Source organism: Actinoplanes derwentensis, from assembly GCF_900104725.1.
Lineage (GTDB): Bacteria > Actinomycetota > Actinomycetes > Mycobacteriales > Micromonosporaceae > Actinoplanes > Actinoplanes derwentensis.
Genome location: NZ_LT629758.1, coordinates 2819872 through 2843233 on the forward strand (window position 1 = coordinate 2819872; position 23362 = coordinate 2843233).

The window sequence follows — 23362 nt, forward strand, 5'->3', positions numbered from 1 at the left end:
GAGCTTTCATGCCACACGAACTCGAGCAATTCGCCGATGGCAGTACCGCGTTCGCCAGCGCCCGCCTGTCGGCCTGGCACCGGCTCGGCACCGTCACCCAGAACACCATGAAGGCCGAAGAGATCATGGCCGCCGCCCAGCTCGGCAACTGGGGCGTACGGACCATCCGCACGGTCGGCATCGACATCGTCGACGGCGTCGAGGTGCACATCCCCGCTGACGATAAGCAGATGACCGTACGCCGCAACCCGGTCACCGGGGCCACGGAGTATCTGGGCATCGTCGGCACCGACTACACCGTGGTCCAGAACGAGCAGTGCGCCGAGATGCTCGACCGACTCGTGGACCAGGTCGGCGGCGCCCACTTCGAGACGGCCGGCAGTCTGCGGCGCGGTAAGAGCGTATTCGTCACGCTCAAGCTGCCCGACGCGATGCAGATCGCCGGAGTCGACCGGATGGACCTCTACCTGATCGGCACCACCAGCCACGACGGGACCGCCGCGCTGCGGGTGGACGCCAGCCCGATCCGGGTCGTGTGCGCCAACACCCAGCGAGCCGCGTTCGAGGCGGCGGTCGGGCACTACACCTTCCGGCACACCTCGAACGTCGGCTCCCAGATCAGCCAGGCCCGCGAAGCGCTCGGGCTGATGTGGAAATACATGGACACCTTCGAGAAGGCCGCCGAGCGGATGCTGAATACTCCGCTGCTCATGCGGGAGTTCGAGCAGGTCGTCGGGCAGGTGTGGCCGGTCAAGGACAACGCCTCCGACACCACCCGCCGCAACGCCAAGCAGCGGCTCGGCACCCTGAAGTACCTAATCACCGAGGCCGACACCCAGAAGGCCATCACGGGCAGCCGGTGGGCCGGCTACCAGGCCATCACCGAGTACCTGGACCACTACCAGCCCGCCAAGAACGAACTGGTCCGCGCCAACCGCGTGCTCACCGGCACCACCGGCGATCTCAAGCTCGTCGCCTTCGACCTGCTGAAGGTCTAACCACCAACCCTCCACCCGCCTGGGGCGTGTTGAGCCCGCGCGGGGCCAACACGCCCCGGCTCGTACCCGCGAAAGGACACGAGCTGATGATCGCGATAACCCCTCATCTGCGGCATCCCCGCGACCCGCGCCAGTCGGTCTGCGGGATCCCCGTCGACAAGGTCCGCCGGTGGGAGACCGAAGATCCGCCCCGAGCCCACACCTGCGAGGACTGCCTCACCCAGTACGAGGAGGCGGCCCGGCCCGACGACGCCAACCACCCGATCGGCGACGCCACCCTCATCGACACGCTGCGCCGCATCGTCGCCGAGCGCCAGTACGCCAAGATCGACGGGGTCCTGGTCGACGTCTGGTCCGCCAGCGTCACTGTCCTGATATGGGACAACCTGCGCGAGGACAAACGGCAACGCCTCCTGAAACTGCCCTCGCACGAGCTGATCTTGCGATGCATCCGCATCTATACGTCCCTCGCCACGAAGCGAGGCGAACGATGACAGACAGGCAGCCACAGTGGTTCCACTTCGGCCCGTACGTCTTCGACATCGACGCCGCCCTGGCGCTGATCGACGCCGCGCTCCGCGACACCCTCGCCCTCGACGTCACGGCATGGGCGACCGGGTACGGCCTGACCCGTCTCGACGATTCCGACCGCACGACGGCCAATCTCATCGGTCCTACCTCCGACGGCCTCGACCGGCTGTACGCGATGAGCACCGACCTGACCAACCCGGTGCTGCTCGGCATGGTCCGTATCGGCGACCAGTCGCCCGCCGCGCTGCTGATCGACGGCGTACACCGGCTCTACCACGCCTGGCGCAAAGGCATACCGCAACTGCCGGCCTACCTGCTCACCGTCGAGGAAACCCGAGCCGTCCAGCACGACAAGCTCCTCGGCCCCGGCGGCACCAGCCTCATCCGCCCCGACTCCTGACCACCGACACCCCCGTCGACATCGATACGGAGACACGATGCTGACCTACCTGATGCCATGGCAGCGCCCATGCGACTGCCGCTGCCCCGTGCACCACAAGCGGACCCGGCTCACCTACGACGAGTTCGGCTGCGCGTGCACGATCGCTTGCGCCACCCAGCCCCTCACCCTGCTGGCCGACCGCTGGAACTGCGCGCTCTTCCTCGACCAAGCCGGTTACCTCTGGCAGGTTCCCGCCCTGACTGACGGCACCTGGGACTGGGGGAACGCCGGAGAGATCGACACCCGGCACGACTTCTACCACGCGAGCGTGGTGATCGAGAGCCGGTTGCGGGAGCTCGTTCACGTGCTCGCGAACCCCGAGGTCTTCAACCTCTGAAACCTGCAAATCCAAGGTGGGCCGCCCGCGCGGGCGGCCCACGGCCCTTTTGTGTTTCACGACCCTTGGGGAGACAGCTATGTACCAGACCCCTCGCCCGGCCTACGACCTCGCCTGCGATTGCAACTGCCCCATCCACCGCGGGCTACCGCGCTCGGCCTACAACGCGCCGGGCTGCCGGTGCCTGACCAGCTGCGCCAGCCAGCCCATAACCGTGCTCGCTCCACAGATCAACGGCGCGTTGTTCCTCGACCGCGCCGACGCGCTCTGGTTCGTGCCCGCCTTGCAGCCGGGGCACTGGGACTGGCGCTGCGCAACCCCCGTCACCGACGGCCACCCACTGGCCGACGCCGACACCCTCGTCAGCACGTTGCTGGCCGAGGTGCACGCCCGGCTGGTCGCGTTCACGCACTGCCTCTGACCAATCCCTGATCGCCTTCCTCCGGCCGGCCGCGCACCCGCGCGCAGCCCGGCCCTTTTTGTCTTCACCGAAAGGCATCGCCTATGACCAAGGCCATCCTCGGCATCGTCACCATCGTCATCCTCGCCTGCCTCGGACTGCCCATGCTGCTGCTGTCCGCCGTGATGGGCGGCGGCTCCGGAGCATGCACGGTCGCCACCACGCCGAGTACCGACACGTCCGGACAACCGGCGGACACTACGAAATGGGACACCAACCAAATCAACATCGCCGTGACCATCATCGAGGTCGGCGTCACCAAAGGCGTCGGCAGCTGGGGCCAGACCATCGCCCTCGCGGTCGCCATGCAGGAATCCGGACTACGGAACCTGCCCTACCTCGGGGCCGACAACGACCACGACTCCATCGGCGTCTTCCAGCAGCGCCCAAGCCAAGGATGGGGCACACCCGAGCAACTGGCCGATCCCGCGTACCAGGCGGGCAAGTTCTACGACAAACTCAAGACCATCACCGGGTGGCAGACAATGCCGCTCACGGAGGCGGCCCAGGCGGTCCAGGTGAGCGCCTATCCCGACGCGTACGCAAAGTGGACCAACGACGCTATCGCCTTAGTTGATCAATACGGGGCCGGTGAGATCGGCCTCGACTGCTCAGCGATGCCGTTCGGCAGCGCCGAACCGGCGCCCCGCAACCCGGACGGCTCCTGGCCCGAGGAGACATGCTCCATCATTCCGGACCCGACGACCGGAACCGGCTGTCTCACCCCGCGCACCCTGCATCTCGTCCAGCAGACCACTGCCGCCGGCTGGCCGAAGCCCAGTTGCTACCGCGTGGACGACCACGGGGAACACCCCAAAGGCCGGGCGTGTGACTTTATGATGACCTCCGGCGGCGAAGCGACCGGCGCGCAGAAGGCCAGAGGGGACGCGATGGCGGCCTGGGCCGTAGCCAACGCCGACCGCCTCGGCATCAAGTACGTCATCTGGTTCCGGATGATCTGGACACCCGAACAGAGATGGCACGCCTACGACAACCCCTATGGGAGCGACGATCCGTCCGGCTGGCACACCAACCACGTCCACATCTCGATGTACTATTCTGACAAAATTGCATATGCACTGATTTGTTCGATATGCAGGTGACAGCACGTAGACATCGTTTGTCGAAGTGGTCTGAAAATGGCTTGAGCGGGCGGGCCACCCAGAGCAGCGGACGCTCACACCAGCAAGGCATCGGAAGATGTCACTGTAGTTGTTCCTGGCCACTACGGCCAGGCCGGGACGGTAGATTCCGGGGACGCGCCCTCGGTCGGGCTGAGGGTGATCAGCCCCTAGCACGGGCCTGTGTCAGTTCGTGGCGTACCTGTTCGAGCATCGCAGTGTCGCCCGCCAGGTCCGGATGCTCGACCTGCCGGTCGAGGTCGACCACGCGTTCGAGTTCACCGACCGCCAGAACGAGATCACCACCTGCCCGGTGGATCATCGCGATATTGTACCGGGTGGTGGCTTCGCCGGCCCGGTCCCCGACTTCCCGCCGAATGGGTAGAGCCTGCTGGTAGAAGTCCAGCGCCCGTTGCCGGTCACCCAGCCCGTCGTACACGAGACCGATGTTAGTAAGGGTGGTGGCTTCGCCGGCCCGGTCCCCGACTTCCCGCCGAATGGGTAGAGCCTGCTGGTAGAAGTCCAGCGCCCGTTGCCGGTCACCCAGCCCGTCGTACACGAGACCGATGTTAGTAAGGGTGGTGGCTTCGCCGGCCCGGTCCCCGACTTCCCGCCGAATGGGTAGAGCCTGCTGGTAGAAGTCCAGCGCCCGTTGCCGGTCACCCAGCCCGTCGTACACGAGACCGATGTTAGTAAGGGTGGTGGCTTCGCCGGCCCGGTCCCCGACTTCCCGCCGAATGGGTAGAGCCTGCTGGTAGAAGTCCAGCGCCCGTTGCCGGTCACCCAGCCCGTCGTACACGAGACCGATGTTAGTAAGGGTGGTGGCTTCGCCGGCCCGGTCCCCGACTTCCCGCCGAATGGGTAGAGCCTGCTGGTAGAAGTCCAGCGCCCGTTGCCGGTCACCCAGCCCGTCGTACACGAGACCGATGTTAGTAAGGGTGGTGGCTTCGCCGGCCCGGTCCCCGACTTCCCGCCGAATGGGTAGAGCCTGCTGGTAGAAGTCCAGCGCCCGTTGCCGGTCACCCAGCCCGTCGTACACGAGACCGATGTTAGTAAGGGTGGCGGCCTCGTTGCCGCGGTCACCGGCCTCCCGGTACAGGTCGATGGCCTGCTGATAGTCGTCCAGCGCAGGCCGGGGCCGGCCGGTTGCCCGGCGTGCCCAGCCCCGATCGTAGAAGGCGCCGGCGTCCGGTCCAAGGGTCAGGGTGGCGGTGGCAATGGCCTCGACATCGGCGAACCTGGACCTAGGAAGCCAAAGCCTCGCCATCTGGCTGCCGATGTCCCGGGCGATTAGCGTCTCACCGCTGGATACGGCCAGACGGTGCACCTCCTCCCCGTGACCAGCGGATATTCCGAAGCCGAGCTCGCCGAGGGATCGGGCGGCTGCGGCGCAGGCCCGGATGTGTTCGTCGTCGGTGAGGGAAAGCAGGGGGCGCAGGACGTTGGAGACGTAGTAGCGGTGCCGGCGGGTGGTGGGGTCGGTGCCTTCTTCGATCAGGCCGAGTTGGACGGCGCGGGTGAGGTACCGGGTGGTATCGGGATGGCCGTGGACGGCGTGGACGGTTTCGGCGGGGATGGGGAGTTCGACGACGCTGACGGTGGCGAGCATGTGACGTAGCTCGGGATCCTGGGAGTCGAGGAGTTCCTTGGCAAGGATGTTCTCGCGGAATCGGATGGTTTCGTTCTCGATCGCGGTAAGCAGGGCGTCGACGTCGAGGGTGGTGTCGGCGACGATCCGGTCGATCCGGTCGAGCAAGCCGGGGTTGCCGTCCGCGGCGGCGATGGCACGCCGGCGGATTTCGCGGTCCAGATGTGAGCCGGGGCGCAGGTTGGCCAGGTTGCTGATCTTCTTGGTCTGCTCGACGGGGGTGAGGGTTTCCAGCGATTCCACGGTGACGCGGGTACCGGCCGGGGTCGGGAACCGGTAGCGGCTGGTGATGATGACCCGGCTACGGCTGCCCGTCTCATCGATCGCGGTCAGTAGTGCCGGGAGGATGTCGGCCATCTGCGGGGCTAGGACGTGGCTGCCGTCGCGTTCGTCGAGGTTGCCGTCTTCGAAGTCGTCGAACACGAACAGACACGGGGTCCGCCCGAGCGGCCCGTCGGCGTCGAGCAGGAATTGCAGTCGGCGGGCGAGGGGGATCTGCTCGGTATCGAGGATTTTTGTCGCCTCGACTTGCTGGTCCAGGGTGGAGAAGCGGATCTTGGTGAGTAGTTCCCGTAGTTTGATCGCATCGACACGGCCGTACCAGACGGCGCGCTGGTGGGTGGGCATGCGTTCCAGTAGCCGGGAGGCGAGGCTGCTCTTTCCCAGGCCCTCCATGCCGTGTAGGACCAAGGCCCCGGCCGCAGTGTCGGCGGGCTGGTTGAGGGCGCGCAGGCAGCGTTGGATGACACGCCGGCGGCCGACGAACGTGGAACGGGACGCGACCCGGGACAATCCGGTCTGCGGGTCCAGGAATGCCTGGTCCGCAGCTCGGACCCGGATCGCTTGCCGCCTCATGGTGTTCAATGGTGTGACCATCGCGCTCAGCGGTGACCGGTCGGCGAAGACGCGCAGCAGATGCCAGTTGGGGCTCTTCTCGTCTCGGTAGAGGTGCCGGCGTGCCTCGATCACGGCCCAGTCCAGGCGGCCGCCGTCGGCCAGGCTCTCGTATAATTTCGCGGCGAAGTCAGTCGCGGAGGTGTCGCCGACCGGTAGTGCCCAGCCCAGCACGGTCGGGGCTCCGGCGCGGACCAGGCTTTCGCTCATCGACGGGAACGCGCCGCTGTCAGGGCTGTGGGCGGTCCCACTGCCGGACACGAAGACCAGGCGCGGCCAGGTGCCGGACAATGCCTGCGCGATCTGGTCGGCGGTAGCGGCGACGGCCGCGCCGAACTCGTCCTCCACCACGAAGCCGGGCCCGATGCCGGTCAAGGTGGCGTGCCCGCTCAGGTGCAGCACGTCGAAGTAGCCGTCGCCGTAGTCGCGCATCAGCGCTCGCAGGCCGTCCAGGGTGCCGCTCTCCTCGACGACCAGTTCGGCGCCGGTACGCGAGGTCGCCGCCAGGATCGCCGCTTCTTCGGCCTCGAAGTTCAGGACTGGCTCGACATGTTCCGGGGAGGTGGCCATGAACAACACCCGCAACGGCCGGTTACCCGCTGCCGTATCGGCGGGCAGGCGAGCGTGGGTGCCGACGACCCGTACCGGGAGTACCGGTGACCCGGCGGCCACCGCCAGGTACGAGCCGCCGGTCGCCAGCAGTTCCCAGGGCAGTTGCCGCAACCGTTTGTCCGCCGTCGTGATCCGTAGGGTGCTCCCGGGCGGATGCCGCAGGACCGAGGTGAGCCAGCGCTGATCGCCGTCCAGGAAATCGAACAGCCTCGCGCCGAGTTCAGCCAGCAGCGGGGAAGCGAACACCCGTTGAGCGACCGTGTCCCGGCGGTAATCACGGTCGACAGCCTCGGCCAGCGCATCGACGCTGGCCCGGTCCATGCCCCGCGTCGCCTGCGGCCCGCCGTCCTCGGACAGGTGAAGCTCGATGTACGTGGAGGCTTGCTCAAAGATTTCTACATCGACGACCCTCATCTGGCCTTGCGTGGCGCTGAGACCAGTGTTGGGTTGCACCAGCGGGTTGACGACCGCAGTCAGGCCGCGCAGACGCTCCAGCAGCTGAAGCTCCTCGTCGGAACCGGGTGCAGACCGGAGAGCCACGCTTACAGCGGCCACGTCGCTGCCGGGAAGAAGTCCGAGAGCCGTGAGATCGGCGCGGGCGGCCGAGTCGCCCAAACGCAACCGCTGCGCCGCTGCGCCGATCTCACCGTCCAGCCGGACGGTCGACACGGGCTGCGCTTCCAGCCGACCCCGCATCGCGACGAACCAGTCGGGGGAGAGCTCGACCTGGGCAGTCACGTCCGTCTGGACGTCGTCGAGCCAACGGAGCGCCTTGGCCGGGTGGAGGACGCTCAAGGCTGTGAGCCGTTGGGCCTGGGCAAGGTACGGCTCGCCGCTCCAGGCGCCGACCAGGTCTGAGTAGCGTTCGAGTAGCAGCGCCACCCGTTCCGTGCGCTCCCAACGGTAGACGCTTTGCAGGCTCACCAGAAGCCACCGACGTAGCTCGGGATCGATCTCGAAAAGCTCGCCGCCCAACTCGCGGAAGAGCGGTGAGCCCAGAAGCTCGGCCTCGACGGTCCACGGCAGATCGTCCGGCGGGTCCATGAAAAAGTTGATGCGCAGCAGGTTGAGGAAGGTCGGATCGACGACCACAGGGACGGCGGCGTGGCAGGCGAGTTTGATCGCGCCTGGCGGTAAGCTTGCCCAAGCCTCCGCGAGTCTGACGCCAGCCCTCGATCCGGCAGCGACGGCGTTCACAGCGGCGCTTTCACCATGGCTGGCCGCCCCCGTAGGACATCGACCGCCGCGTACATGCCAGCGCGGTCCAGCGGATACATCGAAATATGGCGAGCAATCTGCTCGGCGGTGGCGTCGATCCACCGGTCGGTGCTGAGCGGATTGAGCCACGCTATGCGCGCGTTCTGGGCGGTGACGGCCAGACCGAGGGCAACCGCATCGAAAATTCGGGTGACGACCAGAGAACCTCGTTGTGCGCCCGCGTCGCTGACGACGACGACTCCCGACCCGGGGGCAAGTCCCTCGAGTACCCGACGCAGCGGCCTCCGCCGGGTGAGGGCGGGATCGTCGTAGACCCAACCTGCAGTAAGCGGCGGAATGCGATCGACAATGGCGTCCAGTTCGACGGACACCGGGTCGATGAGCTCCGTGAGCACGCTGCGGTCAGGGCTGTTGCCAGGCGAGTTGCGAAAGTATCTGACGGTGATCGAGTCCAAGCGGGCGGCGCGGACAATCGATCTGGTGACGTGGTCGACGAAGTTGTGGAACGGTGTCATCGAGCCGTGCCGGTCAATGAGCAGGAGCAGACGGGCGGCGTTAACCCGGCGTGGCATGAGCACCGGGCCGGTGACCACGCCGGTAGCGGCGTACCGATTCACTGTTGCCTGGACGTCGAGTTCGACGCGTGGACCGTGGCGCGTCGGGCGTCGCAGACGTCGCCATGCTTCTGCGACCTCACGCTCCGACACCGGATATTGCGGGCTCATGATTAGGAAGGGTGCGGACTGACCCGAGCGAGGAGGTTCAACTCCGCCAACGCGGAGTGACGGCTGGGCAATGCTTAAGTCCTCATCATCGACGCCAACAGCCGCAGGCTGCGATCCCAGGACGGGTTCTGCGTGACTCAACGGCGGCGCGGAGGCCGGCAAGGGTGTTGGCACGTCCCCAACCTCGATGCCGACCGTGGCCATGGACCACTCGGGCAGGCCGACCAGAAGCAGTGTCGACCTGATGATCTCGGCGTCACGACGAGAGGTGGCCCACAGCGTCACACACAGTGCGCTCAGCGCCTCGGTCGAGCCGAGGCCATGCCCGGCAGCGAGTGCGGCGCGCAAGGTCACCAAGTCGTCGACCCCCAGCGGCAGACCGCGCCGACGCAATCGTGAAATCAGGTCGCTGGCGAACGCCGGAACCGACCCGGTCATTTCGAGCGCATCCGCTTCTCAACTCGCAGTAGATCGCCGTAGTCCTTGACCAGCGCGCCGACACTCGGCAACTCGGCCACCTTGTCTGCGCCGACCTCGTCCCGGCGCAGACATTCGACCCAATCGAGCAGCTCACTGAGACCGGGGCGGTGGGTCAGATCGAGCTTGCGTAGATCCAGCAGGATCTGGATGGCGCGGTTGCGTAGCCCACTGTCGACGATGTCGTGCATGTCGAGGATCTCGTTAAGGTTGTTCTCGGGAAACTCGATGTAGTGGAAGGCGCAACGGCGCAGGAAAGCACCGGGTAGCTGCTTTTCCTCATTGTTCGTGACGATGATGATCGGCCGCAGGTCAGGGCGGTCGAGCGGGACGGCGTGACGGACCTCCGGCAGTTCGTCGACCTCGAACCGCAGTTCGTCCAATTCGCGTAACAGGTCGTTTGGAAAGTCGAGGTCAGCCTTGTCGATCTCATCAATCAGCACGACCGTCCGCCGTCCGGCCTGCGCTCGGGCGATCGCCCGGCCCAACGGGCCGAGTCGCACATATTCACCTGGCGCCCGGAGCTTCTGGTGCTGCAGGCCGCTGAGCTGCGCGTCAGAGAGACGGCGTACGGCGTCGAAGGTGTAAAGGAGGTCGCGGGCGCGGCTGGTGGACTTCACATGTGCCTGTTCTAGGGGCAGCCCCAGCCGGTAGGCGATCGCGTGTGCAAGCCGGGTCTTTCCGACGCCTGGATCGCCCTGAACGAGCAACGGCCGCCCCAAGGTGATCGCGACGTTGACTGCCTCGCATATCGCATCGGTCAGTAGATACGGCTCCGGTCCCACGAGGGTCTTTTTCGGCGCGTCGAGCGGGGAGTCGACCTCCTCAATGGTCTGCGCGTTCGGCGGCTCGCCCGGTTTGAGGCGAAGAGAGGTGTCGATGGCGCGGCGGACCTGCACTTCAAGCCTTCTCTCTTAGCCAGGCAAGGAACCCATTAGGATCGTTGCGATGTTGGCGTACGCCCTGCGTGCTGCGGTTGAACGCTCCATAGGTCAAATGGAGGTCGAGTTGGTCCTCAGACAACTTCGCCTTGCGCTGCATCCACTCGCTCCATGGGACGGCGACATCCCGCGGCCAATCGAGCATCGCGGCCACATCTGTTGTCCATCTGTTCACATCGGCGACTCGGAAGGCCGGACAGCCGAGGTCCAGCACACCGGTGGCGCGCCGGTCGTCGGAAACGGTCACGAACACCAGCACGAACCAGTTCCCGACTGTGTCGCACTCCGATTGCACACCCTGCCAGAATTCCTCCACAGCCGCGGCAGTCGCGTCCTTGACCAACACCCGGCACACCACGCCGGTTTCCTCGAGCTCGGGTAAGTGTTGCAAAACCTGCTTGACCTTGTGGCCGGGGTCGGTCATGACTGCACCCAGGCTCACATCGTCCTTCAGCTGCAATTCGCCGAGGCAATGCGGCAACCACGCGCAAAGCCTCTTTGCTACGGATTCCTCTTCAGTGGTGATACTGAGACCGAGCAGGCCCCGCTGCCTACTGAACATGACACCAGTGATCAGATCCTTTGCCGAACTGAGGTCGAAATATGCGTCGTCGAACAGTTGCGTCCCCGCAGGAACGGCCAATTCGGCTTCACTGTAGGTACGTAGCCGGTAGACCTTGGCAAAGGCGAATACTAGTTCATTTTCGGGGTAGCTCGCGAGAAGAGTGCGGACCAGGTTGTGCAGCCATCCGCGGCTCTCCGCTTCCTTGATCAGTTTGTACGCCCGTACCTCCAGACCGCCCGGCGGGACGAACGCGTCAAGATTCTTACCTAGATAGAGGTCGACGTACATGACCAACGCGTCATCTGTCGGGCAGACACTGACGATGGCGTCTCGGAGCAGCCGACGCTGATTCGGAATCATCGATGCGCATCTATCACAAACGCATTGATTTCAGGCGATAGAACTCCGCGAATCATCAGCGCGGGGACGGCGAGATTGTGAGTCGGCAGGTGGCCACGGCGTCTGTCCGGATCCCCTCCTTGGTGGACGGCGACCAGGTCGAGTTTGATGTCGAAGCAGGGAGCACCGGACGAGCCGTGCGCGGTGTTGACCGTGTGTCGGAGACGGGTGTGGTTCCCGTTGAAATCGATCGCGGCGCCGAAGGCTAGGGACTGCGGCTCGCCGTCGAGGTGCTGCAGGACTACCAATTCGTCGTATTGTTCAACGGCGCGTTCACGAATTTTGGTGACCCACCCACGCCGCTCACCCGACGCCAGGAGTTCAGTGCCCGGGCTGCCGGCGACCCGTAGCACGGCGAAGTCGAGCTCGTTCGGTGCAGGGAGCCGGCCGCCAGGGTCGGCTAGTTCGTCGACAGGGCTGCGTGAGGATTGAGCGACTCGCCAGTCGGTGTGCAGGCCGAATGCCCGGTTGTTCACGAACCGCAGACGCAAGGCATCAGGCTTGCGGCCGACTTTGAGCGCCTCCTCGACGACATGGCCAGCTGTGAGGCACAGGTCGGGTCCGATGAGAAAGCCGGTCCCGAACGGCACGTAACCCGCCGATGTGCCCATGTCGATCCGGCAGGTTCGGGACTCCTGCCGTGCCAGGCGTTGTCGCCACCTGGCCGGATCAAGCTCGGGCGCATGGGCCCGAACCGTTCGTTCGAGGGTGCTAAGAACTTCCGGCTGTTCGACGGGCTCGGTATTCCACCCCACGTCGCTGGCCCACTGCCGCAGCAACGGATTTCCGGACCGATCCACGAGGACAGCCTTGATGAACTCGTCGAGCCAACCTTCGGCTCGGGCCACAGTGATCACTGTGAAGGTAGCCTCGGACATGCCGACGTTGCCTACGATGTGGCCGAGTTGGCGGTCGAGGTAGTAGTACATCACCTGCTCGAGTCCGTCGCGGCGGGGGTACGCGTTGAGCAGGGCTTCAGAAAACCGGCGCTGCTGCGGTCCGGTTAGCGGCCGGGAGATGGTCCACCACCTTCGGATCGGTACCGCGAACGCCGCAACTATACGACGACGAGTCGTACCGATGGTCCCCCTCTCGCCCTGTCGAGCTTCGGACAAACGGCCACACCCGGGCTTTAATGGCCCGATGAAGCCGACGAGGTACGTGGTGGACCGCATCACGGTAACCAGAGAGCAACTTGTTGATTGGCAGGCCGTTCCCAGCCGCACCGAACTGACCCTGCGCGGCCCGTGTCCCGTATGCGGCGATGTCACAGCCACCAGCCAGGCACGGACGACGGCAGTCCTGGAAACCAACGTTCAGTCGACCCCGGCCCTTCTCACGGCCGACGTGACATGCGAATGCCGGAGGCAACATCCCGGCCGACCTGCCGACGCCGGTGAAGGCTGTGGGCGGACCTGGGCAGTGACAGCCGTCTTCGCGGACGACGGAACCGTGACTCTACGGCCGCCGGGCGAGCCGTCCCTGGTGAAGGCGGCCGAAGCGTTGCGCCTCCACCAGGCTGGGCAATTGACCGCGCTCAGAGCTGCCGCCGACCGCTGGACGCTCGGCGTGTCCGCGCTAATCGGACTGACCGCGCTGATCTTGCCGGCCGTCGGCCGCGACGTGATCCGGACGCTGCAGCCGTGGGCGCAGATCGTCACGGGAGGCCTACTGGCGGTAGCGGCCGCGGCCGCGACGTTTGCAACCTTGTGGGCGTATCGGGCCGCATACGGCTTACCCGTCATCCGCGCGGTCGACGACGACGCATCACTGTTGAATTGGTATGCGGTGTACCAAGCCAGGCCCGTCGAGGCGGCTAGCCAACTGAGGCGAGCGATCCAGGCTGCCCTGGTGACAGTCGTCTTACTCGCCGCCTCGGTCGGAGTCGCCGTCTTCGGACCTGCCCGGCCGATCACCTCAGCGCCGATACAGATCACTCTGTCCGATGACTCGGTAGTTTGCGGCCTGTTCCTGACGTCCCGTGCTGATGCCCGGCTACGAGTGCGGCGCGCCGACGACGGTGCCGTTGCCGTGATCGTTGTGGCCGAGGTGGCCCGAATCAAACCAGTGAAGGCTTGTTGACTAACGTGAATAGGAACGCGCCGCCGGTGCTGACGGACGGTTGACTATAAAGCGGTTCCGGTGATCCGGCTTCCACCTCATGGGCGGTGCCCGCGCCATCGCAACCAGCGTCGCTGAGAACCGATAGCCCGGACGGCGAATGCCCTTGCTGGCCTGGTGCCTCCGCCCGAGCGGAGCACCAGGCCAGAGCTGTCTCAGCGCCCGGCTGTCGCGGTGACCCTGATGTGGTCGGGAAGATCGACCTCCCACTCGCGGCGTTTACGCCGCCCGAGACCGGTGCTGGGCGGAACTCCGGTGGCCCGGGAAAGCTCGGCACCGGTGGGGACACGACCCTGGGCGATCTCGCTGTCCCAGAACCGGCGCATGGCAGCGACAGCCGAACGGTCGGCTTCCTCGTCACCGCTATGTTCGTCGTGATCCTCGTCGGGGTCGTCATAGGGATCATGCGGCGCGGCGGTCCACGGCTCGGATCGGCCGGCCGCTCCAGGATGTTCGCCAGGCCACCGAGCGCTGTTGTGATCCCGCTGCATCTCTTCTCCTCCTCCCGGCCCGAGACGAAATTCGTCGTGAGGCTGCTGGGGTGACTCGCCTTCAGCAGCGGTCTCAGATGGCAGATCGGCGGGGCTGGGCGGCACTGGTTGCCGCGCGGGCTTGGCCGTCGCAATCATCTCCGGGCCACCCGGCGCAACGGCTGCCGGGCCGAGGCCGGTTGAAGCTGTTGGCGTTGGCGCGTTGCTGGTGCTCAGCCGCCAAGCGTTGAATCGGGCCACTGCCTCGGGAGAGGTGGCGTCGACCACGCCGTAGAGGGTGGCCATGTAGATCTGCATAGCTTCGCGTTCGTCGGCAGTGCCGGGGAAGTCGGCGAGGCCGATGTGTTCGGCGGCGTGCATGGCGTGCCGGATGACCCGGTTGTGGGCGCGCCGGATCCGCCAGGTGGCGGCCTTCTTGTTCTGGAGCGTGTAGAGGCGTAGGCGGGCGCGGCCGAGCCGGGCGCGGCGGCGGGCGCGGTCTACCTCGGTGACGTCGCGGTCCTGGGCCTCGGCCAGCCGCAGCCAGACGAGGATCCGCTCGACGGTGACCGTCCAGTGGATACTCGACATGGTGCGCCCGAGCCGGACGCTGCGCTCGGCAGCGAGCGCGCGTTCCCACATCCAGGCGGCGACGGGCGGTGCCGCCAGGCGTAGGCAGAGTTCCCGGAAGCTGCTGGCGTCAAGGGCCGAGAGGCCCGCGGTCAGCCCGGCGAAGACCCAGACCGCGACGCCGTCGACGCCGGTGGTGCCTTTCTCCGGCTCCCGCAGTAGCCGTGCCCGTGCCAGCAGCGCGGACGCGAACAGGGCGACCTCGATATAGGCGAAGAACACGATCCGCAGCGGCGATTGGCCGAGGATGTCGGTGAAGAACTTCCACATGCCCGACGCGGAGACCATCGTTGCCAGGGCCGCCGCGATGACGGTCAGGATGTTCGCGACGAGCAGCGTCAACCGGTGCTCGGCCCGCCGGCGGATCCGGTGGGTGACGAGCAGGATCAGGCCGAGTCCGGTCAAGAAGGCGGCGCTGACTACGAGCTTGTGGTTCTCGTTGTAGAGGGTGCGCAGGTCGTCGAGGTTCACCATGAAATCCGGTTCTGCTGGTGTGCGCCGGTCACGGCCAGAGCACAACGGTCAGGGCGGCGCCGATCAGGAACGGGCCGAGGGGCAGGGCCGCGCCGCGCGGCAGTCGGCCGATCTTGCGGAGCGTGATCGCGGCGAGGGCGGCGGACCCGAAGCCCAGCAGCATTCCGGCGTACACGGCGCGCCAGCTGTTCCAACCGAGAGCGGCGGCAAGCGGGACGGCGACCGTGACGTCACCCCAGCCGAGTTGTCCGCGTGCGAGGACGGCCAGGACCGCGAGGAGCACGGCGAGCGTGACCGCGGCGACGGCGGCCCGGCGCCAGGCGTGATGGTCCCCGGCGACGGCGAGCAGGCCGAGAAATCCTGCCGTGGAGGTAATGCTGATTCGCAGCGGGAGCAGCATCGCTGCCAGGTCGACGAAGACCAGCACGATCATCGTCGCGGTCCACCACGCGTACGCGGCGAGCGTCCACCCGCTCTGGCCGGTCAGGGTGAGGGCGACGGCGGCCAGGACGGTGGCCGTTTCAACGGTGTAGGGCGTACGCTGCCCGCACCCGGTGCACCGGCCGGTGGGCGCGGCGGTGCTGGCCCACAGCGGTCGGCCACACGTGCAAGCGGTGCGCCAGGGCTGGTCGTCGGGCACGCTGTGCGCGGCGATGGCCCAGCGCAGCAACGGGGTGATCGCGAGCGTGAACAGCAGGCGAGCGCGGCGCGGCGTGGTGGTCGTCATTTGCTGTCCAGGCTGGTGCGCAGCGTGTTGGCCAGTTCGAGGGTGTCTTCGCGCGGTTCGGCATCCAGGTCGGCCAGGGCCTTGGTGAGGGCGCGCAGCAGGGTCCGGATTCCGTCGGCGTCGGCGAGGGCGTGGCGGGCGTGCATCGCCTTGACGTAGAGGGCCTCGTTGTAGCGGTCCATCCCGATCGCGTTGTCGAGCAGGTCGGACGCGGCCTGTGGGTCGTTGTCGAGCAGGTCGTCGGCCAGCATCAGATGCGCTTCGGTGCCCCAGCGGCGCACCGTCTCGCGGTGCGGCTGGATCCACTCGTAGTCCTGGCCCTCGGCCAGGGGCGCGCTGCACAGATCGCAGGCAGCGGCCAGCAGCCCGCGGCGGTGCGGCTCGGAGGCGATGGTGGCCTTGCGCATCAGGTCCCGCAACGTCCAGACGTCGACGTCCACGGTTGCCGGATCGAGCCGGTAGCGTCCGGCCGACTTGATGACGTACGCGTTCTTGGCCTCGGCGATGCCGGCGCGGCCTAGCACGTGCCGCAGGTTGGAGGCGTTGGTGTGCACGCGCTGGTCGGCCTGGTTAACGCGGGCATCGGGTTCCAGGTACTCGCCGATCTCCCGCGTGGCGGCGCCGTCGGGATGCACAGCGAGATACACGGCCAGTTCGAGGGCTTTGGCTCGTAGCGGCCGACCTTCCGCGGTGATGTCTTCGATGCGGGGTCGGCCGAGGACCCGCAGCCGCGCCCGCCCTTCTCCGACCGCGGGCGCTGCGGGGGCCGGTTCCGTGGAGTCCGGGACGGCGACGGTGGGCGGGGTCGTGTCGGTCGGGGTGTTCTCGGTGCGGCTGGCGTGCAGCGGTACGACGGTGACCGGGATCGCCGGTGAGGTGATGGCGGGTGGTTCCCCGGTCTGGGCTTCGCGCAGCGTGGTCAGGATTTGGATCGCCGCGCCCGGCTCGAGGACGGGCAGCCGGGACGGCATCGGTTCGCTGGGCTGCCCGGAGACGAGCGTGGTGTGTCCGTCGGAGGCGACCTTCATGGTGGCGCCGTGGGCCCATTCGCCGAGCAGCAGCGCTGAGACGTGCAGTCCTTCGCCCAGCGCGAGGGCGACCTTGGCGCGCATGCGGGCGCCGGCGGGCGGAGTCTCGGTGATGAGCATGACCGGCGGGAGAGCTTCCTCGTCGGGCGCGGCCGTGCGGAGTTCGTCGAGGTCGGTGAGGGTGTGTTCGTCCAGGATGCGGCTGCGGTGCAGTAGCCGGGCTTCGGTGGCGGTGAGGGCATCGTCGAGGTTGTCGGCCAGGTGCAGGCGCGGCCAGTGGCCAAGCGTCACGACGTCCGGGCCGAGCAGGGTGGCCAGGGTCGCGGCGTCGATGATGACCTCCGCGCGGGCATCCGGGTGGTGCGGGCCGCCGGAGGCGAGCACGGCCACAAGGGCGGCACGGGCGGCAGCGGTCGCGCCGTCGCCGACCAGGCCGGTTCCGCCGGGCGGCAACGGCGCGAGGTCTGGCAGGCCCGGCGGCTCGGCTTCACTGTCGTCGGGGTTCGGCAGTTCGGGGTTGCGGTTGACCGCGCGGCGCAGCGTGACCACCGGCGGGGGAAGCTCGGTTGGCGGGGCGTCGTCGGGTTCGCCGGTGTAGCGGCGGCGACGCTGCCGCCAGACCAGGAGCGTGGCGGCGCTGATCGCGGCGGCGAGGATCCACGGGACCCAGCTCGACGGCGAGAGTTGCACGCCGTGCTCGTCGTGCGACGCGGCCGTACCCGTCGTGTCCGGAGCTGACGCCGCCGAGGCCGAGGATGCCGGGACGGACGCCGATGTCGGGGAGCCGGACGCCGCGGGCGACGCGGCCGGGGCCGCAGCGGTCGCGGAACTGCTCGGTGCGGCGGCCGACGAGGGGGCTGCCGTGCTGCTCGTCGTGGCTGCGGGCGAGCTGGGATCGGCGGCTGTCGTAGCGGGCGCGCTGCTCGGTGCCGCTGATGTTGGCGCGGACGCTGACGGGCTGGCCGTCGTGGTCGGGGCCGCTGCCGGAGGTTGCGTGGGGTGTTGGGTGCCGCCGGTCTTCGCGGAACTGGGCGGCTTGGCGTCGGCGGGCAGCCGCAGGTCCCAGCCGGGAAAGATCAGGTTGCAGTCGCGCAGGGTGCCGCCGACCGTGGCGAAGTGACGGTGCTTGTTCAGCCGGCAGACCTCCGGCCACCGGTCGGCATCGCCGAGCCAGGCGGCGGAGATCTTGGACAGGCTGTCGGCGCGCTTGACGACGTACACGTACGTCTGGTTGCCGACGTGGATGGTGGCCGGGCCTTCGCTGACCGTCGCCAGCGCGACGGCTGGCAGGGCGCGCGGCGTCGCGGCGACGGCGGCTCCGGCGGCGGCGTGCGGGCTCGCGGTGGCCGCCGTCGCGGTCAGGACAGTGCCGAGCAGCATCGAGCTGACCAGGATCGATGCCGTACTGCGCAGCGGGTTGCGATGTGCCCGCAGATGCAGGTCTTTGACGCCACGAATGGTGTCGCGCAGTTCAGCGCAGACGGCCTGAGCGAACAACATCCAGACGAGCCAGATCGCGATGGCCAGCAGGTTGACCACCATACGGTCGGTGACCCCGCCGGTCAGGAACGTGGTGAGGCTGCCGCGGTCGGGCACCCTGGCCGGTAGTGGCCAGCCCACGGCGATCACGAGCCAGGCAGGGACTCCGGCGACGATCGCGGTCAGGAGGCTGCCTGTGCTGATGCGGATGGCCGCACGGCCGAGCCAGGACAGCATCGTGTGTCTCCTCGTCAGATCAGAACTGTCGTGAGTTCGATTTCGGGCGAGACCCGTTGGGACTCCTTATTTGCAGGTGGAACATGGTTCCCTCGCCTGGGTGGCTTTCCTGACCGGATATTGCTTTTCTGCCGCTTTCTTCGATATTCCTGAGCTTCCAACACCTTCGGCGAACCGGAGTTCGCGTCATGGGCTTGGCAGAGGTGCGAAAGATTGGGTCGGCGGGACGGTTCCAAGCGCCCTCTGCTCAGGTCTTGGAGGACTTCGAGCAGGAACTCGTCGACCAGTACTGCCTCGCCGCCGTCGGAGCGGGCTTGACCGATGGCTACATCGCCCGCGAACGCGCCGCGGTGTTCCGGTTCGCGAGTCACCTCGGCGATCATCTGTGGACCGCGACCCCCGACGACGGAGATCGTTATCTGGCGTGGGCGAGGCGAGACGTCGGCTGGGCTCACAGCACCATCGAGATGGAAGCCGGGTGCCTGTCGCGGTTCTACGAATTCGTCATCGACCGATACCAGGGCGACATCCATTCGTTGACCGGCCGCGTCGTCATCCAACCCGTCGACGAGTTCAATCGGCCCGCCAAGGGCTATCACATGCCGGTTCGAGTGCCCCCTTCCGAGCAGGAGGTGGCGTTGCTGTTCGACAACTGGCGTAACTCCCTGCCGCACGCTCGTAAATTCCTGCCCGCTGCGCGCGACTACCTGGCGGCCTCGCTGTGGCGTCGGGGCGGCTTGCGGATCTCCGAAACCGTGCACCTGGACATCCGCGACTGGCGGCCTGACCTCGGTGGTCACGGCAAACTGCACGTACGCTTCGGCAAGGGCAGCCGCGGCCGAGGACCCAAGACGAGGATCGTTCCCGCGATCAACGACATCGATGCGCTCCTCGATTGGTGGCTGGGCGACGTGCGCCATCAGTTCGGCCAGGACTGGTCGAATCCTGACGCGCCGATGCTGCCCAGCGAACGGCGGTCCCGAGAGACCGGCGCGTGCAGCAGGGCGGGCGTCGATGCGCTGCGGTCTGGACTCGCAGCTGCCGTCGCTCGATGGCTTCCCGCATGGTCCGGTCGCCTGACACCGCACACGCTGCGCCACTTCTGCGCCTCGCTGATGTACGCCAGAGGCCTTGATCTGAAGGCGATCCAGGAATTGCTCGGGCACGAATGGCTGTCGACCACGACCCGGTACATCCACGTCCACGACGACCACATCGAGCAGGCCTGGACGGCCGCCAACGCCCGGATCGCCGACCGGCTTGACCTGAAAATGGGACGGTGACGCGATGCGCTGGAACCTGCGGATGCGCGCCGCGCAGACCGGCATCTGGAAGTCCAACGAGATGCGCCGCCGACTCGCCGAAGCAGGGCTGGAGATCTCGGCGGGCAAGATGTCGGCGTTGTGGACCGGGCAACCCACCACGATCCGCCTCGACGACCTCGACGTCATTTGCCTCGTCCTGCAATGCACGCCATCGGACCTGCTGATCTGCGAGCCGGAACAGGCGGCGGCACGCCGGCCTGCCACGTCCGCCATGGAGTCGGACGAGCCGGTGGCGGTCGCACCTCGACTTGGCCGAGGACGCTCGATGCCGCCGGCATGAGCGCGCCCCGCCGCTGCGCGCGCTGCCGACGCAACCGGGTCGCCTGGAGCAAGCCCCGAGTCGACCTGTGCTACGCCTGCCTGCCCGGAGGACCGTTCACCCCACCACGGTGCTCGCGATGCGGTGCCGATGACCGCTACTTCTCTGGGGGTCTGTGCGAACGCTGCCATCGCGACGCACCCCGCCGCCTCGACACCTGCCGCGACTGCCTCGCCTGGGGACTGGTGGCACGCCAGAACCACGGGCTCTGCGGGAGCTGCATCGGCTGGCACCAGCGCTACCCGACCGGCGTCTGCGGCACCTGCCGGCGACGGGTGGCGATCCACCCCACCAGGCACTGCCGCCTGTGCTGGCGGCAAGCCGCCATGCTGAGACACGACGACAAACGGATCACCGTCGAAGACGCCAACAGGCACGGCCAGCAGCTCTTCTTCGCCGGCATGTTCAAAGTCCAGGTCACCATCCGCACCCTCGACCGACGACCGCGGCCCGCCACCGAGCCAGCCTCCGCCCCGCTGCGAGCACACTCGATCTGGCAACCGGCCAACAAGCAGCTCCCGTTGTTCTACCTGCCGCACGACTTCCGCGCGGGCTTCGACAACGGCTTCCCCGAACCACCCGACTCGGTACTGGTCGACGTCCTGTCCCGAGAGCTGGCCGACTTCGCCACCCGCTACGGCTGGAGCCCTCCAGTCGCCAAGCGAGCCCGCCGCGCTCTGCACCGGCTGCTCGCCGTCCAGGAGCACCCCGACGACAAAATCAAGGTCAGCCAGCTCAAACAGCTCAACAGGATCAACCTGCCGATGCTGCGCATCCGCGACTTCCTCAACGCTCACGATCTGCTCGAGGACGACACCGAACCCAAACTGCTGGCCTGGTTCGCCGGCAAGACCCGGGGCGTGCCCGAGCCGATGCTCGCCGAGCTCACCTTGTGGCGCGACATCCAATGGCACGGCCACCCCACACCACCGCGAAGCCGCCCACGCACGCACAACACCATCCAGTACCGCCTCAACGCGGTCCTGCCGATCCTGCACCGCTGGGCACACCACGACGGCTACGAGTCGCTGCGCGAAATCCACCGCGATGACGTCCTCGCCGCCCTGGCCGAGACCCCCGCCGGAACGCAGCGCTTCGGTGCCGGGTCGGCGCTGCGCGCCCTGTTCAAGACACTGCGCGCCCACAAGGTCGTCTTCCGCGACCCGACCCTGCACATCACACTGGGCGCCAACTTCTACCGCAAAATCGTGCCCGAGGACCTCGCTGGCATCCGCGAAGCCATCAACTCCGAGGACCACACCACCGCCCTGCTGGCAGCCATGCTCGCCTTCCACGCCCTGCGCTCCGGCCAGCTGCGTGCTCTGAAGGTCACCGATATCCAGGACGGTCACCTGCACCTCGACCAGCGCAGCATCCCGCTGGCCGACCCGGTCCGTGAGCGGCTCGCGTCCTACCTGGACTACCGCAATAGCCGCTGGCCGCAGACGGCCAACCCACACCTGTTCATCCATGTCCACAACGCCGGTGGCGTCAAATCCGCGAACAGCACCTGGATCGGCAAGAAACTGGGCACCTCGCCACGCAACATCCGCACCGATCGCATCGTCCAAGAGGTCCTGGCCACCGGCGGCGACATCCGCCGCATCTGCGACATGTTCGGCCTCAGCGTCGACGGAGCCGTGCCCTACGTCGCCGTCCTCGGACACCCCGACACCGACCCCAGCTAGCTGCCTAGCCAATCTCCCCGTTGATCGGGATATCGCTGAGTTCGAACGGTCGCCCGCCCATGAGACGAGGACCGTCACCACCCGTGCAACACCGCCTGGCTCGACGCCAAGGATCGCCACCGCGCCCAAGAACTCGCCACAGTCCCGCCTGAGCGAAGGCCGGGCATCGCTACGCTCAACGCCATGACGATCACGCACGTCCCGGGCTCGAAATCCATCACCGCCCGCGCGTTGTTCCTGGCGGCTGCGGCACATGGCACCACGGTGCTGCGTGATCCCCTGGTCTCGGACGACTCGACGGGATTCGCAGAAGGGCTCAGCACGCTCGGCTACACGCTGGATCGCCAGCCGGGAGTATGGACGATTGAGGGCCGCCCGCAGGGACCCGGCGTCCAGGAGGCTTCGGTCTACTGCCGCGACGGAGCTACCACCGCAAGGTTCCTGCCGGCCCTGGCAGCGGCTGGCCACGGCGTCTACCACTTCGACGCGTCCGCACAAATGCGCCGCCGCCCGCTCGGCCCGATCACCCACGCGCTGCGTGAACTCGGCGTCTCGATCATTCACCACCAGAACGAAGGACACCATCCGCTCACCGTCCACGCCGACGGAATCAAAGGCGGCCACATCACCCTGGACGCCGGGCTGTCCTCCCAGTTCCTCACCGCTCTGCTGCTGGTCGGCCCACTCACCAACGACGGGCTCACCATTACGGTGACCGATCTTGTCTCGGCACCGTACGTCGACATCACCCTGGCGATGATGGAACGCTTCGGCGTGCAGGTGCATCGCGACGAGAACACCTTCACCGTTCCGGCACAGCCATACACGGCAGCCGACTACCGCATCGAACCTGACGCCTCCACCACCAGCTACTTCTTGGCGGCGGCAGCGGTCACCGGCCGCAGCGTCACGATCCCCGGGCTGGGCTCCAGCAGCCTGCAAGGCGATCTGCACTTCGCCGACGTCCTCGCCCGGATGGGCGCAGACGTCACGCTGACCGACGACAGCGTGACCGTGACCGGCGCACCCGGCGGACACCTGCGCGGCATCACGGTCAACATGCGTGACATCTCTGACACCGCCCCCACGCTCGCCGCGATCGCGCCTTTCGCGGACGGCCCCGTCCGCATCGAAGACGTCTACAACATCCGCATCAAGGAATGCGACCGGCTCGAAGCCTGCGCCGAAAACCTGCGCGCACTCGGCGTTCCCGTCGAAACCGGCCGGGACTGGATCGAGATCCAACCATCCCCGCCCCGTCCCGCCCACATCACCTGCCACGGCGACCACCGCATCGCCATGGCCTTCAGCATCACCGGCCTGCGCACCCCCGGCATCACACTGGACGACCCCGGATGCGTGAAAAAGACCTTCCCCGATTTCCACCAGGCCCTCACCGACCTTCGCACTGCCTGGCGGTAAGACCACGAACTCAACGCCGATGCCGCACAAGGAGCAGCCCGCTACAGCGCGATCCCGGACCGTCTCAAGCTCGA

At 67.2% G+C, this 23362-nt stretch carries 19 protein-coding genes; 11 read left to right on the forward strand and 8 right to left on the reverse strand.

Annotated features, from left to right (window positions below):
• Positions 1 to 8 precede the first annotated feature (8 nt).
• The 6 genes from BLU81_RS12790 to BLU81_RS50575 all read left to right on the forward strand — a co-directional run bounded on the left by BLU81_RS12790 (position 9) and on the right by BLU81_RS50575 (position 3871).
• Entirely contained in the window at positions 9 to 998 is a 990-nt protein-coding gene (locus tag BLU81_RS12790; protein WP_092544591.1) for a DUF932 domain-containing protein, read from the forward strand.
• A gap of 86 nt (positions 999 to 1084) precedes the next feature.
• A complete protein-coding gene (locus BLU81_RS12795) occupies positions 1085 to 1492 on the forward strand; it encodes a hypothetical protein (RefSeq protein ID WP_231954467.1) in 408 nt (135 codons plus the stop codon).
• Positions 1489 to 1929, forward strand: coding sequence for a hypothetical protein (locus BLU81_RS12800; protein ID WP_092544593.1), 441 nt, complete (start codon positions 1489 to 1491; stop codon positions 1927 to 1929). The genes BLU81_RS12795 and BLU81_RS12800 overlap by 4 nt, the downstream gene beginning before the upstream one ends.
• A gap of 37 nt (positions 1930 to 1966) precedes the next feature.
• The gene (locus BLU81_RS12805) at positions 1967 to 2308 is read left to right on the forward strand and encodes a hypothetical protein (protein ID WP_092544595.1); all 342 of its coding nucleotides are present in this window, start codon (positions 1967 to 1969) and stop codon (positions 2306 to 2308) included.
• A 79-nt stretch (positions 2309 to 2387) separates the two neighbouring features.
• The gene (locus BLU81_RS48005; protein ID WP_157751525.1) at positions 2388 to 2729 is read left to right on the forward strand and encodes a hypothetical protein; all 342 of its coding nucleotides are present in this window, start codon (positions 2388 to 2390) and stop codon (positions 2727 to 2729) included.
• An 83-nt stretch (positions 2730 to 2812) separates the two neighbouring features.
• The gene (locus tag BLU81_RS50575) at positions 2813 to 3871 is read left to right on the forward strand and encodes a hypothetical protein (RefSeq protein ID WP_231954468.1); all 1059 of its coding nucleotides are present in this window, start codon (positions 2813 to 2815) and stop codon (positions 3869 to 3871) included.
• Positions 3872 to 4052: 181 nt separating this feature from the next.
• On the opposite strand, the gene BLU81_RS50580 is transcribed toward BLU81_RS50575, so the two are convergent.
• From BLU81_RS50580 to BLU81_RS12845, 5 genes are all read right to left on the reverse strand, one after another.
• Positions 4053 to 8135: a tetratricopeptide repeat protein gene (locus BLU81_RS50580; protein ID WP_231954469.1), complete on the reverse strand. Its 4083-nt coding sequence runs from the start codon at positions 8133 to 8135 to the stop codon at positions 4053 to 4055.
• A gap of 101 nt (positions 8136 to 8236) precedes the next feature.
• Entirely contained in the window at positions 8237 to 9424 is a 1188-nt protein-coding gene (locus BLU81_RS48010; RefSeq protein ID WP_157751526.1) for a VWA domain-containing protein, read from the reverse strand.
• Entirely contained in the window at positions 9421 to 10362 is a 942-nt protein-coding gene (locus BLU81_RS12835; protein WP_172890537.1) for an AAA family ATPase, read from the reverse strand. Before BLU81_RS12835 ends, BLU81_RS48010 begins: the two co-directional genes overlap by 4 nt.
• A gap of 1 nt (position 10363) precedes the next feature.
• A complete protein-coding gene (locus BLU81_RS12840) occupies positions 10364 to 11329 on the reverse strand; it encodes an effector-associated domain EAD1-containing protein (RefSeq protein WP_092544601.1) in 966 nt (321 codons plus the stop codon).
• Positions 11326 to 12543 (reverse strand): effector-associated domain EAD1-containing protein, encoded by a 1218-nt coding sequence (locus tag BLU81_RS12845; RefSeq protein ID WP_231954470.1) that lies wholly within the window; start codon positions 12541 to 12543, stop codon positions 11326 to 11328. Before BLU81_RS12845 ends, BLU81_RS12840 begins: the two co-directional genes overlap by 4 nt.
• Between BLU81_RS12845 and BLU81_RS12850 the strand changes: the two genes are divergently transcribed.
• Positions 12533 to 13450 (forward strand): hypothetical protein, encoded by a 918-nt coding sequence (locus tag BLU81_RS12850; protein ID WP_172890538.1) that lies wholly within the window; start codon positions 12533 to 12535, stop codon positions 13448 to 13450. The genes BLU81_RS12845 and BLU81_RS12850 overlap by 11 nt on opposite strands.
• Before the next feature lie 194 nt (positions 13451 to 13644).
• On the opposite strand, the gene BLU81_RS12855 is transcribed toward BLU81_RS12850, so the two are convergent.
• The 3 genes from BLU81_RS12855 to BLU81_RS12865 are packed head-to-tail and all read right to left on the reverse strand — an operon-like array spanning position 13645 to position 18534.
• Positions 13645 to 15063: a hypothetical protein gene (locus tag BLU81_RS12855; RefSeq protein WP_092544607.1), complete on the reverse strand. Its 1419-nt coding sequence runs from the start codon at positions 15061 to 15063 to the stop codon at positions 13645 to 13647.
• A 28-nt stretch (positions 15064 to 15091) separates the two neighbouring features.
• On the reverse strand, positions 15092 to 15790 hold the full coding sequence (locus tag BLU81_RS12860) for a prepilin peptidase (RefSeq protein WP_092544609.1): 699 nt from the start codon (positions 15788 to 15790) through the stop codon (positions 15092 to 15094).
• Positions 15787 to 18534 (reverse strand): transcriptional regulator, encoded by a 2748-nt coding sequence (locus BLU81_RS12865; protein ID WP_092544610.1) that lies wholly within the window; start codon positions 18532 to 18534, stop codon positions 15787 to 15789. The genes BLU81_RS12860 and BLU81_RS12865 overlap by 4 nt, the downstream gene beginning before the upstream one ends.
• Positions 18535 to 18722: 188 nt before the next feature.
• Between BLU81_RS12865 and BLU81_RS12870 the strand changes: the two genes are divergently transcribed.
• The 4 genes from BLU81_RS12870 to aroA all read left to right on the forward strand — a co-directional run bounded on the left by BLU81_RS12870 (position 18723) and on the right by aroA (position 23288).
• Positions 18723 to 19817, forward strand: coding sequence for a tyrosine-type recombinase/integrase (locus tag BLU81_RS12870; RefSeq protein WP_092544612.1), 1095 nt, complete (start codon positions 18723 to 18725; stop codon positions 19815 to 19817).
• Between the two features lie 4 nt (positions 19818 to 19821).
• Positions 19822 to 20139 carry a helix-turn-helix domain-containing protein gene (locus tag BLU81_RS12875; RefSeq protein WP_092544614.1) on the forward strand — a complete coding sequence of 106 codons (318 nt, stop codon included), beginning with the start codon at positions 19822 to 19824 and terminating at the stop codon, positions 20137 to 20139.
• 224 nt (positions 20140 to 20363) lie between these two features.
• Positions 20364 to 21866 (forward strand): site-specific integrase, encoded by a 1503-nt coding sequence (locus tag BLU81_RS12880; RefSeq protein WP_231954472.1) that lies wholly within the window; start codon positions 20364 to 20366, stop codon positions 21864 to 21866.
• A 183-nt stretch (positions 21867 to 22049) separates the two neighbouring features.
• Positions 22050 to 23288 (forward strand): 3-phosphoshikimate 1-carboxyvinyltransferase, encoded by a 1239-nt coding sequence (aroA, locus tag BLU81_RS12885; RefSeq protein ID WP_092544616.1) that lies wholly within the window; start codon positions 22050 to 22052, stop codon positions 23286 to 23288.
• Positions 23289 to 23362: the final 74 nt, after the last annotated feature.